Source organism: Streptomyces sp. TSRI0281, from assembly GCF_001905125.1.
Taxonomy (GTDB): Bacteria; Actinomycetota; Actinomycetes; order Streptomycetales; family Streptomycetaceae; genus Streptomyces.
This window is the reverse complement of record NZ_LWLE01000037.1, coordinates 15,805-31,875: the sequence shown is the minus strand read 5'-3', so window position 1 is coordinate 31,875 and position 16,071 is coordinate 15,805. Positions and strand designations below refer to the sequence as shown.

The 16,071-nt window shown below is 67.1% G+C and carries 6 protein-coding genes; all 6 read left to right on the top strand.

All coding sequences use genetic code 11. The annotated features are described in order from the left end of the window. The first annotated feature begins 71 nt into the window (after positions 1-71). On the top strand, positions 72-455 hold the full coding sequence (locus tag A6A29_RS46070; RefSeq protein WP_073728225.1) for a hypothetical protein: 384 nt from the start codon (positions 72-74) through the stop codon (positions 453-455). A gap of 183 nt (positions 456-638) precedes the next feature. Next, positions 639-1,754 carry a hypothetical protein gene (locus A6A29_RS39080; protein ID WP_073728223.1) on the top strand — a complete coding sequence of 372 codons (1,116 nt, stop codon included), beginning with the start codon at positions 639-641 and terminating at the stop codon, positions 1,752-1,754. 1,520 nt (positions 1,755-3,274) lie between these two features. Then, positions 3,275-4,432, top strand: a complete 1,158-nt coding sequence (locus tag A6A29_RS39070; protein WP_073728221.1) for a ComEC/Rec2 family competence protein — start codon at positions 3,275-3,277, stop codon at positions 4,430-4,432. A gap of 60 nt (positions 4,433-4,492) precedes the next feature. Then, positions 4,493-9,928, top strand: coding sequence for a YncE family protein (locus tag A6A29_RS39065; protein ID WP_079183216.1), 5,436 nt, complete (start codon positions 4,493-4,495; stop codon positions 9,926-9,928). Then, entirely contained in the window at positions 9,925-12,390 is a 2,466-nt protein-coding gene (locus A6A29_RS39060; protein WP_073728217.1) for a hypothetical protein, read from the top strand. The genes A6A29_RS39065 and A6A29_RS39060 overlap by 4 nt, the downstream gene beginning before the upstream one ends. After that, positions 12,383-16,069, top strand: coding sequence for a hypothetical protein (locus A6A29_RS39055; RefSeq protein WP_073728215.1), 3,687 nt, complete (start codon positions 12,383-12,385; stop codon positions 16,067-16,069). The genes A6A29_RS39060 and A6A29_RS39055 overlap by 8 nt, the downstream gene beginning before the upstream one ends. The last annotated feature ends 2 nt before the right edge of the window (positions 16,070-16,071 follow it).

The following is a 16,071-nucleotide window of genomic DNA, read 5'->3' as shown; positions in this document are numbered from 1 at the left end:
CAACTCCCCCCGGAGCGGGGCAGGCGCATACTCTGTGGCGTTACCCACTGATCTGGCAGGTCAGTGCGTTCATGGGACCGCAGTCCCTCGATTTCTCCACCACGATCGCGTGGTTACCCAGCATCGTGCACGACCACGGCGCCTCCGAAGGCGCCGCCGGCCGGCAGCTGTTCCTGCTCCAGGTGACCGGTCCGGTCTCCAGCAGTACTGTGCCGATCCTCGCCCGACAACTCACTGACCAACGGCTGCCGGCCGTCAGCGGTTCATTGACGTGCGCCACCGGATACCTGGGGCTGCTCCTGGCCCCCGAGATGGCGACCGCGTGGAGTGCGCCGATCGGCCTTGGCGGCGGAGCCTGCCTGGTGTTGACGCTGACGTTCCAAGGACAGCATGCGGCCGACGCGTCCCAGGCCGCCCCCCGTCCGGCATGGCCCGAAGCGTCGGCTACCTCCTAGCCGCCGTTGGGCCCCTGCCGTTCGGCTCAGCCCATTTGACCTCGCCGATGGGTGCACTGTCCCGCTCGGCCTTCTTGTCGCGCTGACCCTCGTTCAGGGCCTCTTCGGCCTTGGAGCTGGTCGCGCCGTCCGCCTTCCGCAATCAACGACTGCCCAGCCGGCACCGGAAAGGATTCGATCCGCATGAACGGAACGACCTGCTTCAGTTACTTGGACACTCCTATGGCAGCACCGCTGTCCATCACCGAACTCATGCCCGGCGCCTATAACGTCATGGAGTACACCGCCGTTGCCGCCGGCGAACAGGTGCTGATCCTGACGGAGAACTCCGTGGACCCTGTGGTGGTGCAGGCACTGGCGGCAGCAGCCGCCTACCGCAACGCCGAGGTGCACGTTCTGGCCGTTCCCCCGTTCAGCGCGGGTGGCTGGGACTCCGAGCAGCCATCACCCATGCTGTCGGCCATCCACGCCGAGGCCGATGTGGTGCTCTCCTGCACATGGTGGGGTGAGGTGCACAGCGACCGCTTGTTCTTCGACGAGGTCGCCAAGCGCAAGGCCAGGTTCCTCTCACTGCACCAGACCGCGACCGCATCGGCTCTGGCCACCGGTGCCCGCTTCCCACTGGAGCTGTATTTTGCTTTGGAAGCCAAGGCAACCGCACAACTCGCCGCAGCCGGCGAGATCCGGGTAACCACCGCTGCAGGCACCGATGTGACCTTCCGTGACTTCGCCACCAGTGGCCATCACGCTCCTCTCATCGCTGGAATGTGGCGGCCCTTCCCTTACGGTGGCGTCAACTTCTACCCCAACCGCACCGACGGGCTGCTGGTCATCGAGGAGTCCACGGTCACCGGCACACCGGCCGAGCCCACCACGATCGAACTCACCAACAACGTGGTAACAGCGATCGAGGGCGCGACTGCCGCCACCGAGCTATGTCACTATTCACCAAGGGGCTACTACCTGCGGCACGCCCTGATCGGACTCAACCCGAAAGTGCGCTCAAGCGGTGGCACCCAGTTCGAACGGGAGAAGCACGCCGGTGCGTTCTACCTTGGCCTGGACGCCCTGACCAAGGAGGGGGAGCCTGACCGTAGCGGGCCGGGACACGCCCACTGCGACTGCCAGTTCGACAAGCCGACCATCACCATTGACGGCACACCCTTTATTGAAGACGGCCGCCTCCGCCTTCTCGAAGATCCCGAAATCCGCGAACTAGCCACACGGTTCGGTCCCGCCGATGTGCTCCTCGATCCCAATCCCCGAATGGTGCTACCTGCCAGATACACACGGTATTAACCAACCCCCTGCGGTAGCCCAAGACATGGTGCATGGGCTCCCGAGGCTGAACTCTTGTCCGCATCGACGCCCAAGGAAACCCAACTCGTCCTGGACGCCCTGGACATGGGCCTTGGGGAACGCGACCGCGAGGGCCACCCCTCGCGGTCGCGTGGCTGGCCGGCCTGACGCCCCTTCAACCAAACAAGCAAGAACATGCAGCTCGGGTGACCACTGCCCGGCACGAAACCCACACCGCCGAATTTCGATTCTCGTGCTCTGCCCGTGGGTCCGTGCGTAGCTTCACGGCCCGGAAAAGTGACTCGAAGGGCGCCTGGCAGGTAAAACACCTGCTCAGGCGCCCTTTGCCTGCGGCTGGAAGAAGCCGAGCTTCTTCGGCGAGTACGGCACCAGGAGGTTCTTCGCTTGCTGGTGGTATAGAGGAGAATGGTCAGCGCTGTCAGTGCGGTCCAGAAGTCTTGCAGGTCGGGATCTGGTTCAGCCAGGAACATGGCAGCCTCGCGTCGTGAATGAGGCAGGTGATGGCTCTGGTCGCTTTCAGCAGCAGCGTTTGTCCGCCGGTTTGGGAGGCAGCGGATGATCTAAGCCTCCGCAGATGTGGACGAGAGATGACGGCGCTCGGGACGTTCGGGACATGATCGGGGACGACCGCGGATCTGCGAGACGAGGGGGTACTGCGATGGCGATCAGAGGGCTGCATCCGGAAAGGACGGCTCGGCTTGAGGCGCTCGTGGAAGAGTGCCGACCCGCTGCTCACGAGTGCTGGTGGGATGGCTTTCGTGCTGAGGCTACTGAGTGAGCGCTGAGTCGAGGTGCTTGACGCGGTGGTGATCACGCGCGAGCTACTGGTGGCTGGTCCCACGGCACTCGGGGAGGCGAAGGCCATCGTCTTGACGAGTCCGGGCAGAGGCCACGAGCTTCGAGTGCACGAGCAGTTCGTGGATGACCTGGAGCAAAGCGGCGGTCTCGACCGGTGATGAGCGGTTTCATCCCGTCTGCTCCGGTGTCTCATCCGGGCCCGCCGCCCGCTGGGTGGCGGGCCCGGATGAGACCAGTGGAGGGTCAGCCGACCTCTCCGTACCGTCCGCCACGTCACGCCGTGCTTGCGCTCAAGCTCCCGCCTCACGTGCCGCCACGATGGTCACGCCGGATCGCCGCGTACAGCTCGACCTACGACATCTGCGGCAGGACCAGGACCTTTCACCAGGAGCAGCCCGATGCTGCCCCGGCAAGAACCCCAGTGCCTCCCGAACTCATCAACATCACCCGACCGTGGTTCTGGGCGCTCCTCAAACCCCTCGACAAGTGACGTCACTCCTGCGGCTCTGGTCCCCTTCTTCGCCAGGTAATGGAGTGTGCCCCAACGATGCACCGGCGTGCGCTGAGACAGGCGCTCGGAGAATCGTTACCTCTGTCCCCGGAGCAGGTGGCTCTGCCATTTCTGCGTCTGCCCTGTGGCTCTTGTTTGTAATGCTTGGTGGTGATCTGGGCGAGTTGGACATGAGAGTCAGGAGTCAGAGATGGTCATCCCTGTCCCGTCCGGCCCCTACGTCAGGGTGATCTTCGTCGGCGTGGGTCAGGGGGACTGCACTTTGATCGTTTTCCCGGATCCGCCCGCCGGGAGTGGCGAGGTGGTGTTGATCGACTGCGGAAGCACCAAAAACGCGTGCTGTCTTCTCGACAGCACCAGCAACAAGCGCGTGGACGCACTTACCAACGTTCGAAATGTTCTGAATAATTATGTCCCGAAGAGAGAGATCGACTATCTCTTCATCACTCATGCGGACGAGGATCACTACAATCTCCTGGTAAGGGCGTTGGAGGGTTTTACGGCGAAGGGAATCTTTTATACCGGAGTGCTGGAGGATTATAAGAACGGACGCGACAATTTCTCCGGAGTCAAGGGAGATGCCACCTATAAATGGCTTAAAGGTCATGGTGCGCTGCCGCTCGCCAATTCCCTTGCGTTCAGTGGCCCGCCGCCCGGCGGGATTGTCGATGTTCCTTGGCGGTATGGGCAGCCGGTTGTCCGGATCGGAAGTGATGAAGGGCTCTACGTCGTCGCTGCAAATGCCACGGGATCGTACGCGACGCGCCAGCAAAAATGGGTGAAGGTACTGGAGGCAGGGACGGACCCGCATGAAGTGGTGCGGCTCAAGAAAGAGTTGAGTCGCTACGATCCGAATCCCGACAGCACAGTGCTTTCGCTGGTCTACAAGAAGAGTCTGGTGATGCTCATGGGAGACGCGACTGTCCTCACCGAAAAATTTATCCTGGGCGCCTGGGCACCCAAGATCCCCTCTGACAGCGTCACCCTCAAGATGGGCCACCACGGTAGCGCCACATCGTCCCACGAGCAATGGGTCAAGCTGCTCAAACCTAAACGCCTGACCGTCAGCTCAGGGACCAAATTCTTCCAGGAATCTGGAATTCCCACACTCGCCCATCTGAATAACGTGCAAGGGTGGTCCGGAAAAATCGAGGAGTCCACTGCTCACGAGTACACGTATTTTAATGACAGGTACTTCAATAACGATCAAATTAGTATGTCTGTTTTTACCTCGCAGTTGATGGTAAATCCGGACTGGACCGAAACGATGGCGTACGAACAGCGCTTCATCTGCGGTAACTGGCACCTGACGATCGACGACCAGGGAAGAGTTGAAGTTGGCTACTAGCCCACCAAGGGGGGCGGTAGCAAGGCGAAGAGCGCAGGTCGCGGGTCAAGGGGGTACTTCATGGCGCTGACAGTTGAGGAACTCAGGAGGAAGTTCCCCGCGATCGGGGGCGACTTCCTCCTGAGCAAGGAAGAGTTGGCGTTACCAGGTTCCGAAGGGCTCTTTGACAGCTACCTCCGTGGAGCGCTGTCCGTAACTGGCCTGACCGTGTCCGACCCGGTCCGCCTCAGGCTCTCAGGAGCAATCTCCATCCCCGGGATCACGTCGGGAGCTGAGGCGACAGTCGTCTTCCGGGTCGATTCGGCGGCATCACCGCAGGCCGTGGCCGGGCTGCGCATCGACGTCACGGTGACCGATGCCTCGGATCCGCACCAGTGGAAGATTGTCCTGCCGTATCTGAAACTCGACGCCGGCTTCTTGCGGACGTACGGGTTCACGCAGCTGCTGCTGGTGCTTTCCTTTGATCCTGAGGGAGGAGACGCGGCCGCCGCACATGCGACGGTCGGCGGTGACCTGCCGTTCGCCGGTGCCCCCTCGGGAACGCTGCGTCTACGTGGTCTGCCGCAGGCGGGCGCAGCCTCAACCACATGCACTCTCGCCGGTGAGTTCACCGGCGTGTCCACCTCGCTCACTTCCCTTGCTCAACTCGTACCGGGGGCGAGCGGCGAACTCTTTGCGCTCCCCGACAATATTCCCGGTCTCTCTGTTCCCGGCACGGTCGACCTGAAAAGTGTGAGCGTTGTTGTCGCACCGGACCGCTCGGAGGCAGGGCTGAACCCGGTGCTGACCGCCTCGGTGCGGGTAACCATCCCTGTCAGCTGGTCTCTGCTCCCCGATGTGTTCGAGATCGAGGAGATCGACATCGAATACGCCATCGGGTCACCGAGCAGTTCAGCGAACGTGTATACGCGGCTCGGCGGGATTCTCCATATTGGTTCTTCCTGCGTCGGCGTTTCGGTGTCGGTTCCAGGACTGGATCTCCAGGCAACGCTTCTTGAACCGTTGCCCCTTGCCGACGTTCTCGGGATTTTTCTTCCGGGCACTCAGATTCCGGGAGTGGCCGAAGCCTTCACCGCGTGGATCAACGCACGGTCGCAGAGCTACCGAGTGAATCTGGACCTCGCGGGTCCCTGGATGATCGGTGACGTCTTCGCGCTCACCGGCTTCCAACTGGCAGTGGAAGGTACGGGCACGGGGCGCCCCACAGGCCGCATCGGAGCGCAGGCAGCTGTTGGCCGGACGACGCTGAGCCTCCAGGCGACCTACGACGGGGGCCGGTGGAGGTTCTCCGGCGTAGCCCGGGACGTGTCACCCGCTGACTTGTTCCCTCGCTTCCACATCGCGCCGCCTCCGGTGCTGTCCGATGTGACCGTACGCGAGGTCACTGTGTCGTTCGACAGCGCGGGGCAGGCATTCGATGTGGTCTGCGCCTGCGCATTCCCGCTGGGGAACGTCAACGCGTCTCTGCGTCTGGAGGTGGCTCTGGAGAAGCGACAGGGCAGCGGGACGGGGTACGGCCAGACCTACACCGGCGCTCTCGTACTTGAGGTGCCCCAGAGCATTGGGGATCCGCGTGTCCTGACGTTCCATGTCGGCAAGGTCCAGGAGGGGGAGTTCACCGCCGGCTGGACCGACTCCCAGGGGGTGTCGCTGGCGGATCTGGCCAAGCTGCTGGGCGCTGAGGAGGAGAGTACTGCCGAGTTGCTGGGGAAGCTGGGCACGGCAGACAGGATCACCATCGGCTATTCGTCCACGCGCAAGTCGGTGGTGTTCGCCGCTCATGCGAAGGACGCCGGCGGATCGCTGGTCGTGGCGTCCGTCCAGCCGGAGAGCGGTGAGCGCGAGTGGGCGGTGCGCGCCGTCGTGGGGATCGGCGTGGGCTTGTCGCAGGTGCCGCTGCTGAAGGACCAGATCCCGGCCGGGCAGGATGTCTCCCTGCGCGGAACGGGTGTGCTCGTGGCGTCGAAGCAGTTGTCCGCGCAGCGGGTGGCGGTGCTGAACCAGGCACTGTCGGCTTGCGATCCGGACCTTGCACCGCTGCCCGGTGAGGGGCTGGCCAAGGGCGTGGCGTTCGCGGTGGACGTGCAGTTGCCCGGGACGGCCCACCCCGTGTCCGTACTGGTGAAGGGCGGACGGGACACGAAGGATCTACCGCCCGGCGCCCCGGCTGCCCCGGCCGCCCCGGTGGTGGCGTGGGTGGACGTGCAGCGCACGGTGGGGCCGGTGCGGCTGGGCCGCGTCGGGGTGAGTTACGTGGACGGCACGGTGTGGGTGCTGTTCGAGGCGTCGCTGGGGATGGCCGGGCTCACGCTCGGCGTCGAGGGACTTGGTATCGGTGTGCCGCTGCGGGACCCGGCGAAGCCGGAGTTCCGGCTGGACGGTCTGAGCGCGGGATACAACCGTCCGCCACTGACGGTCATGGGCGCGCTGGTCAACCGCACGGATCCCGCGTATGCGGTGCTCATCGAGGGCGTGCTGGTGGTGTCGGCGAGCAAGTTCGGGCTGACCGCGCTGGGCGCCTACGCGCAGCCCAAGGACGGCGGCTGGCCGTCGATGTTCCTGTTCGGGAAGGTATCGGGGAGGTTCGGGGGACCGCCTCCGGTGGAGATCACCGGAATCCTGGCCGGGTTCGGTTTCAACAGCACGGTCAGGGTGCCCGAGGGCGACAAGGTCCTGGACTTCCCGTTCCTGAAGAACCTCACCTCCACGGACCCGGACACCGAGCCGTTGAAGGTGCTGAAGACGCTGACGGACGGAGGTGAGAAGGCTGTGGTGCGGCCGGCCGCCGGGCAGATGTGGTTCGCCGCCGGTCTCACCTTCAACGTGTTCGAGTTCCTCCAATGCCAGGCGCTGCTGGTCCTGGAGGTCGGTGACGACTTCGCCGTCGCGGTCCTGGGCACGGCGGAGGCCCGGTTCCCCAAGCAGGGCAAGGCGTATGCGAGGGCCCGCCTGGGCATGTCGGTCAAGTACCGAGCCAGTGAAGGGATCCTGAAGCTCACCGCACAGCTCGCACCGGGCTCCTACCTCATCGACGAGGCGTGTGTCCTCACCGGGGGCTTCGCGCTCTACGTATGGGTGGACGGCGCCCGGTCGGGGGACTTCGTACTCACCCTGGGCGGCTACCACCCCGGGTATGCGGTGCCGGCCCACTATCCACAGGTGCCCCGCCTCGGATTCTCCTGGCCGGTCACGTCCAAACTGGCGATCACCGGAGGCGCGTTCTTCGCGCTGACCCCGGGGGCGGTCATGGCCGGTGGTGACCTGGAGGTGAACTACCGGTCCGGGGACCTGCACGCCTGGCTGACCGCGCACGCGCGGATGCTGATGGAGTGGGCCCCGTTGCGCTTCGACGTCAGCATCGGTATCAGTGTGGGCGTCAGCTACGTCCTTGATCTGTGGCTGGTGCGCGAGACGATCCGGGTGGAGATCGGCGCGACGCTGGCCCTGTGGGGTCCGCCGACCGCCGGAACCGTCACCGTGAAGCTGTGGTTCATCAAGTTCACGGTCGCGTTCGGCAACCACAGTTCCGCCGGTGACCGGATCGCGACTTGGGAAGACGTGGCCAGGCAGCTGCCCGCCGCCACGGATGCCGTACGGCTGGCAGCCACCGACGGGCTGATCCCCGTCACGTCCAAAGACGCCCTGGAGCAGGGGTTGTGGGTCGTCGGTCCGGGCGCGTTCTCGTTCACCGTCCGCACCGCCGTCCCGGTCACCACATGGACGCTTGTCGGCCCGTCCGGATCACAGCCGGTCGAGCTGAACGGCAGTGCCGGCGTCCATCTACGGCCCATGCGCGCCACCGAACTGACATCCGTTTTCACGTTGACCCTGACCGATCAGCAGAAAACCGTTCACGACCTGAGCGACTGGTACGAGGCGGAGCCCTCGCCCCGGGTGGACAGCAGCCTGCCCGCCGCACTGTGGGGCCGCTACGGCGGAAAGCTGACCCCATCCAGCCCCCAGCGGGTTGATCAGCAGCTCACCGGAATCAACCTGCGGCTGCCCAAGCCCGACCGGGGCAGCTCCCCGGGAAGCATCGAGGCCGACGCGCTGTCCCATGACGACCGGATGCCGGACGGGGCTCTGCCGCTCGGCCCCCCGCTCCCGGCTGAGTCCGTGCGCGACGTGGCCGGGCGGGTGCACCCGCGGGAGACCACCTACGGGGGCACCCCCGGCGCGTCGTTGCCTGTCAGAGGCTGCCCGGCTCCCGGCCCGGGCGGCGAAACCCGGGGCACCCTGCTCCTGGACACGGAGCCCAAGACGGTCTGGGCCCGTAACCGGCTGTTCGACGCGATGACCGTCATGGGCGTCGGCCCCGGAACCAACGACCGGCTGGACCCCGACGACTATCTCGTACCGGGCGACATCGAAGCCCTGATGAAACAGCTGCCGAGCCCGCCCCTGCCCCCAGGACCACGACTGTTCGTCCTCGACGACCACGGCGTGCTGAGCACAGTCGATACTGACAGCCTCACCATCGCCGACCAGACAGCCGAAGGCGCCGTACCCGCCGGGAACCTGGCGGTCAGCCCCAACGGACAACGCACCTGTAGCGGCAACTCCAGCCAGCACCCCCTGATCATGCGTACCTCCTTCACCCCGCCGACCCCGGCGAAAGCGCTGGACACCACCGGCGTCTGGGTGGGCCAGGGCGCCCGGGCAGCGGCCATTTCCCCCGACAGCGCATGGGCGTTCCTCGTCTCCACGACGGCGGGGGAGCTGGAGCAGATCGCGCTCAAGACCCCGGAGAAGGTCCGCAGCACAGGGTTGAACAACGGTGCCGTGGACGTCGTGTGCGGGGCGAAGCCCGATCTGTGGTCGAAGAAGAGCGGATGGGTGTACGTCGCCCACGGGGTGCGCAACAGCGTGGTGGCCGTAGAGGTCAAGGAGGACGCGCTGATCACGCGTTTCGAGCGGAAGGCCGGCCCCTGTCCGACCCTACTGGCGATGGATCCCCGTGGCCGGTGGCTGTACGTGCTCAACGCGGGGCAGTCCACCGTCAGTGTGGTGGACCAGCTCACCCTCGATGAGAAGGAGAGGGAGCCGGTGGCGGTCCTGATGACCGGGACCGATCCCAGTGCTCTGGCAGCGTCACCGGACGGGAAGCGGCTGTATGTGGCCAACCGTGTGGCGGGCACGGTGTCGGTCTTCGATGTGTCCGGCACAACGCCGCGCGAGGTGGGGGTTCCGGCGTGGGTCGGCTCCCAGCCCTTGGCGTTGGCCGTGTCGCTGGACAGCAATCGGGTCTTCGTCGCCCGGTCCACCAGCCAGGACACCGCTACCGTCAAGACCGGGAGCGATACCGGGCTCGGCTGCGTCCGTGTGCTCGACACCTCGGGCGACGCTCCCGTCCTGCTGCCCCTCTCGCTTCCCCTGGCGGCCACGCCGGTGGCGATCGCCCTCACCAGGGAGCCGGAGATCCCCAGGAAAACAGGCCCGGGTGACACCGATGACGAGGCCGAGAGCAGCACGCGGGACGAAGGGCAGGGGACATGACTCACACAGATGACACCGCACAGGCCGACCCGCGGCTGAGTGTGGGGTTCGTGGACTGCCTGGTACCGAAGCTGGCCGCGGGCACCTACACGCTCACCGCCCACCAGAGCCTCACCAAGAGCGGCGAGGCGGTGGACAAGGGCTACCTGCCGACCGCGCAGAAGCCCGTGACCCAGAAACTGGAGGTGCGTGCGCCGCGCTTCACCGTAGAGCCGGACTGGATCCACGGCACCTACCCTCCCCCCGGATCGACGGGCCTGTACGCCGACGTGCTGCCGCACGTGACCATCAACCGCGACACCCTGCCGTGGGAACGGGAAGCCTTCGCGGCGGACGGGGCGACGCGGCTGCCGTGGATGGCTCTGCTCGTCTTCGGTGAGGCCGAACTCCTCAACGACCCGCACTGCTTGGGCCGGAGCGATGCGCGCACCGTACGGCAGCTGTCCGATCCTCTCAGCCGCCTCCCGGAGGACAAGGACGTCACCCTGCCCCCGCTCGCCCACCCCGAGGACATCCCGGCGGAGGATCTGGAGGTGGTGTGCGGCACGGTCCTGACCACCCGCGGCGTGTTCGACGCCCTCGCCCCCACTGCGGGGGACCTGCCGTATCTGACGCACGTCCGGGTGGTCGACGAGCGACACCAGAGGGCCGTTGACGATCCGGACCTGATCGAGCCGGGCTCCTACGCGGTCGTCGTCGGCAACCGTCTCCCCAGCGCGGTCGGCGGACGCTACGCGGTGCACCTGGTGTCGCTGGAGGGCTGGACGCTGCCCTCGGCCGCCCCGGGCACGGAGCACACGGCGAAGGACCAGCCGCTGCGGCTGATCTCGCTGTGGTCATCGGCGTTCGAGACCTTGCCCGACCAGGTGCCGGGATTCGCCTCCCTCACCGAGAACTTCGTCGACCGCCAAGGCCCCGACGGGACCGGGCTGCTGCTGAGAATCCCCGCCGACAGGACCAGCCTGGAGGGCACGGCACAGAGCGACGTCGCCGACCGGCTGGACCAGGGGTACGTACCGCTGCCCTGCCGTACGGAGGCGGGGCACGCCACCTTCGGCTGGTACCGCGGCCCGCTCACACCCGCACCTGTTGCCCCGCCGGCCGGCCAGGCGCGCCGACGCTGCGCCCGGGAGGCGCTGACACACCTGGAGGAGTACGGGGTCTACGACCTGAGCCTCGCGGTGGCGTTCACCACGGGCCGGGGTGCCGCGCTCGCAGACCACGCGTTCGCCGCCGCGCTGCTGCGCGTGCGCGCCAAAGCCCTGAAGACCGTCACTGCTCTGGACACAACGGTGTTCTCCGCCACCCCCGAGGCCCCGGCCGACGCCGGGAACGCTGCCCCGTCCCTCGTATACAAGGGCCGCGACGGGCTGGTGCCCGGCGGGGCCAAGGCACGGCTGGACCAGTGGGTGAAGGCGGGCCTCGGCGGACAGCTCACCCGGACGCTGGTGGCGCCGGGAGCCGCCGCCGTGGAGAGGAAAGACGGGCTTGCGGGTGAGCCTGCGCGAGTGACGCCCGTCGCGGCGGCGCCGCGCCTGCCCGGCGCCGCCGGGCTGACCGCCGAACGGGTACGTGACGACGGTGCGCTGCGCGAGCGGCTGCGGGCGGCTCTCACGGTGCTGACCGGAACCGGCGACAGCTCCGAACCGCCGGAGGAGGATGAGGATCTCGCCGTCGTGCGTGACTGGCTGCTCAGGCTCCGGGACCTGAAGGGGGTTCCCTTCGCCCATCTGGTGTCCGACGGACGGATGCTGCCGCCCGAGAGCCTGCGGTTCTTCCATGTCGACGCGGGCTGGATCGGGGCGCTGCTGGAGGGCGCGCTGAGTGTCGGGCTCGCCCACGACCTCAACTTTGCTCTGGACGATGTGCTTTTCGGTCCCGGCGGTCTGGCCCTGCCCGCACAGGGACGGCTCACCGGTGTACTGATCCGTTCGCAACTGGTGCCCGGCTGGCCCGCCCTCGAAGTACGCCCCTACCCGAACAAGCAGGCCACCGAGGGCGAGCAGGCACTGTCGGTGATCCGCCGGGACAAACTCGCCGACGATGTCCTGCTGCTGCTGATGCCGGGCGTGCCGCAGCGGGTCGAGATCGCCGAGCCTCAGCAGGGTGTTCACTTCGGCATCGACGAGCCCGCCGGCAGCACCGAGAAGGACCCGGTGACCAGAGGCATCATCCGGCTGCGGGACCTGTCCCCGGGCACCCTGGGCCAGGAGCTGCCAGGCCAGTGCTTCCCCGATCCTCCGGGCCTCATCCCCTATCTGCGCACCCCGGCACCGGGGCTGCCGGACCGTGTGTTCCGCACGGCCTACCTCGCCGACCGGCTCGGCAACGCGACGGCCGTGAGACGGGCCCTGACCCCGGCCGAGTTCGCCATCCAGCTGATCAACGCCGCGCAGCGCCGCACCTTCCGGGCCGCTCAGCGCGAGAGCACACCCGGAACAGGAGAGCACTCCCATGGCTGACGACGACACCAATCCGCTGATCGTGCCGGTACGCGTGGACGCCCTGGTCGTCAACCGGGACGTACGTAAACGCGACGGGCAGGGCTTCAGACGCTGGGCGCCCCACTTCCAGCGGCTCGCGCATCACCTCAGCCCGGAGCCCGGACCGTTCCAGAGCGAGATCCCCTGGTCGGACCCCACCACAGAGGAGCCATACCTCAAGTACGACGGCGTGTACGTGCGCTGGGAAGTACCCGCGGGGCTGCGGCACGCCGCTCCCCGCACACCGGGTGGCAACAGTGTCTTCCCCCTGGTACCCAACCGCTGGCTCGTCGTACGGCACGTCGAGAACAACCCGGGACTGGCGGCCGGCTGGGTGGTGGAGAGCGACTACCTCGACGACCGGGACGGCACCTCCGCCACCATTCACCCCGTCAGGCCCAACCCCGGGAAGACCGAGGACACCCCGTACCGGTCCACGGTGACCCCGACGATGATGGGCAGGCGTCAGGACATCGGCCCGCGCGGGACACCATGGAACGAACCCGCTCGCCGGGAACTCAAACGCAAGGAGATGTTCCTCTCCTCGGTCGGCCCCGGGCTGATGACCTTCCACGCCTTCCAGCCCTACCACCAGAACGTCTTCTCCCTCCACGACGAACTCAAGGACGACAGCCTCAAGGACATCGACCGGGCGACCGTCAACTACCAGGTGGTGGGCTGGCATTCCGACCCCGGCCAAGAGGAACTGCTGCGCCGCATCAAGACCGGGGAGAGCCCGCAGCAGGCACTGGCCGCGCTGGAATGGACCGGGCCACCGGCCGGATGGCAGCCGACATCCACCGTGTACTGCGGCCGCACCGCCGGCGTCGCGTGGAACCGGCCCGGGGGCATCCCCGCATCGGACCGGCCGGACCCGAACCCGGGACTGCACAAAGTGAAGATCGCGTTCGGCAGCGGCGCGGACGAGGCAACCGCCGCACTGCTGACCGCCTCCGCCACCACCAGCGGCGAGTCCGGGGCGGAGGACGGAATGCTGCTGCACGCACTGGGACGTGGCCTGGTGGACACCCTCGACGAGCAGGACGGGGACATCCTCACCGCGCAGGCCATGCACCGCGGCTGGTTCGAACAGCACCCCGGCGGCTATGTCTGGCGGATCGTGGACACCTCCGAGGAGGTCAACCCCCCGGGCACCCCGGAATCGGTCACCTGGTCCGGAGCCGGCCCGGACGCCGAAGCGCTGCTCGCCCAGCTCAACCGGGACCAGGACGCCCACGACACCGCCACCCGGGAACTGGCCGCACTCCAGAGCAGGCTGTACGCCCTGTGGTGGATGAACGGCCTCGCCTTCCTCCCCAAAAAGCCCTTCCCCAAGAACCTCTCGGACGAACTCGACACGTCGAAGCCCGCAAGCCTCGTCGTGGAAGTGGCCCGGCGTCAGTCAGCCGTCACCACGCTGCTGGACAAGATCCCGCACGGGCGGGACGCGACCGAACTCGCCGACTCCGTCCGCCGGTACCTTTCGGCGAAGAAGCTCCCCGACGGCTGCGAGCTGCGCCGCGAGGCACTGCCTCCCTTCTTCGAAGCCATGGACCCCACCGTCGTCCTCGGCGGCGCCACCAGCCATCAGCGCTACCGCGACCTCGACGACAGCGTCCTCGTCTGCCGGCAGCCCCGCGACATCAAGGGCACGGTGAAACCGGGCGACACCTTCCCCGAACCGTTCAGAAACAGGCTCAAGCCCGGGGAACTGCCCGGAATCGTGGCCGCTCTCCTGGGCGAGTTCGTCTATCTCCTCGCCAGCCCCACACCCGAACTCCTGCCCGTGTGGCGCCAGCCCTGGAAACCCCTGCTCTACCAATGGACGGTGCAGCACTGGCCCGTCCCCTTCAACACCACGTCCCCCAGCTGGGAGTTCGACGGCGCCACCTACCAGTGGAAGAATGGTGACGCCGCGCCACCTCTGGAAAAGTACGGCCGCCGCTTCCTGGTGCCGCTGCCGCAGTACACGATGAGCAGCCAGCTCGACCGGTACGCCGCCGACCTCACCGGAGAGGGTGCGGACTCCTTCGCCACCGCCTGCGCCGAGGTGAAGGAACTTGACCTGCTCTCCCAGAGCACCGACGGCCTCACCGATGCCCTCGCCTGCCGGGACGCGGCCCCCAACGTCCGCCCCTCCGACCCATGGATCGCCAACCTGGTGGGCGAGGAATTCCGCTACCTGCCCAACCCCGGCCCAGTGAAGCAGGGCACCTACGACGCCTCCGGGTTCACGCAGATCCGCGCGGGGCAGATCGCCCTCACCCGCCTCAGCGTCATCGACGAATTCGGCCAGACCCTGGACGTCGTCCTCTCCGGCGACGCACAGAAACTTAAGCCCATCGTCGCCGACAGTGTCCGCCCCGGCATCAAACGCGCCGACATGGACTATCCGGACCGGCTCGTCCAGCTCCCGCCACGCCTGCTGCAACCCTCCCGGCTGCGCTTCGACTTCGTCAGCGAGCACAACGACAACGAACGCGTCGACCTCAACTCCGGCACCACCCCCGTCTGCGGATGGATCGTCCCCAACTACGTCGACCGTGCACTGCTGTGCTACGCGCCCACGGGAGCACCACTGGGCGAGATCCGCCTGGCCCAGAAGACCAGCGACACCACCACGGGCTCCACCGTCGTCCAGTGGGCACCGCTACCCGACTCGAACGCCCACCGCCTGGAAGACCTGCGCGACAGCCGCCCCCACCTCTACCGCTTCGCCGCCCACCTCCTCGCGGCCGGTCCGGCCACCTTCCTCGCCCTGCTCTCCAGCACTGACAAAGCACTGGCCTGCATCAACCCGGGCAACCCCTACGGTGACGAAGTCCTGGGCACCCTGCTGGGCCGCCCCCTCGCCCTGGTCCGTACTCGGCTCGGCTTCGAACTCGACGGTCCGCCGCTCGCCGACCCCGGCTGGAAGTACGCCCTCGACTGGAAAGCACTGACCGAGTGGCGGGAACGTATCAAAAAGGGCATCCCGCCGGAGATGGGCCACCTCGCCTATCCCTGGCCCGTGCGCCTGGGCAACCCCGGCCAGCAGGGCGACGGACTCCTCGGCTACTTCTCCGAAACCGCCTATGAGCGCCTGTACGCCGTCGTCACCTCTACCGTCCCCGACCCGGAGAGCTACGTAGAGGCGATCGGCTCCGGCAACTGGCCCCGCCTGAAGGCCGACTCCACCCAGACTACCCACCTCACCCTGCTGATCGACCCCCAGGCCGCCGTCCACGCCACCACCGACGTTCTGCCCGTCACCGAACTGCGCCTGCCCTCCCGCTTCACGCGCACCGCTATGGCCGCCATGCGCGTCGCCCTGCGCCTGAGCCCCGTACTGACCACCACCCGCCGCGTCCCCGCCGCCACCCGAGACACCGTGGCGCCCGGCGCAGGGGCCGCCGAAACCGGCACCGCCTGGCCGGCTCCGGCTCAGACGCCGTTCACCGAAGCAGTCGCACTGCCCCACCCCGCGACCCCCCAAGGAACATGGGACTGGTCCGAACTCGTCCTCCCGGACCCCGCCACCCCCACCGAGGACAACCCTTCGACCCCCCAGTGGGCCCACCACCCCATCGTCCCCACCGACCAGAGCGCACGCCTCGACGCCGACAACCCCACCATCCGCACCGGCTACCTGCGGCTGACCGACGGCTTCGGCACCTGACC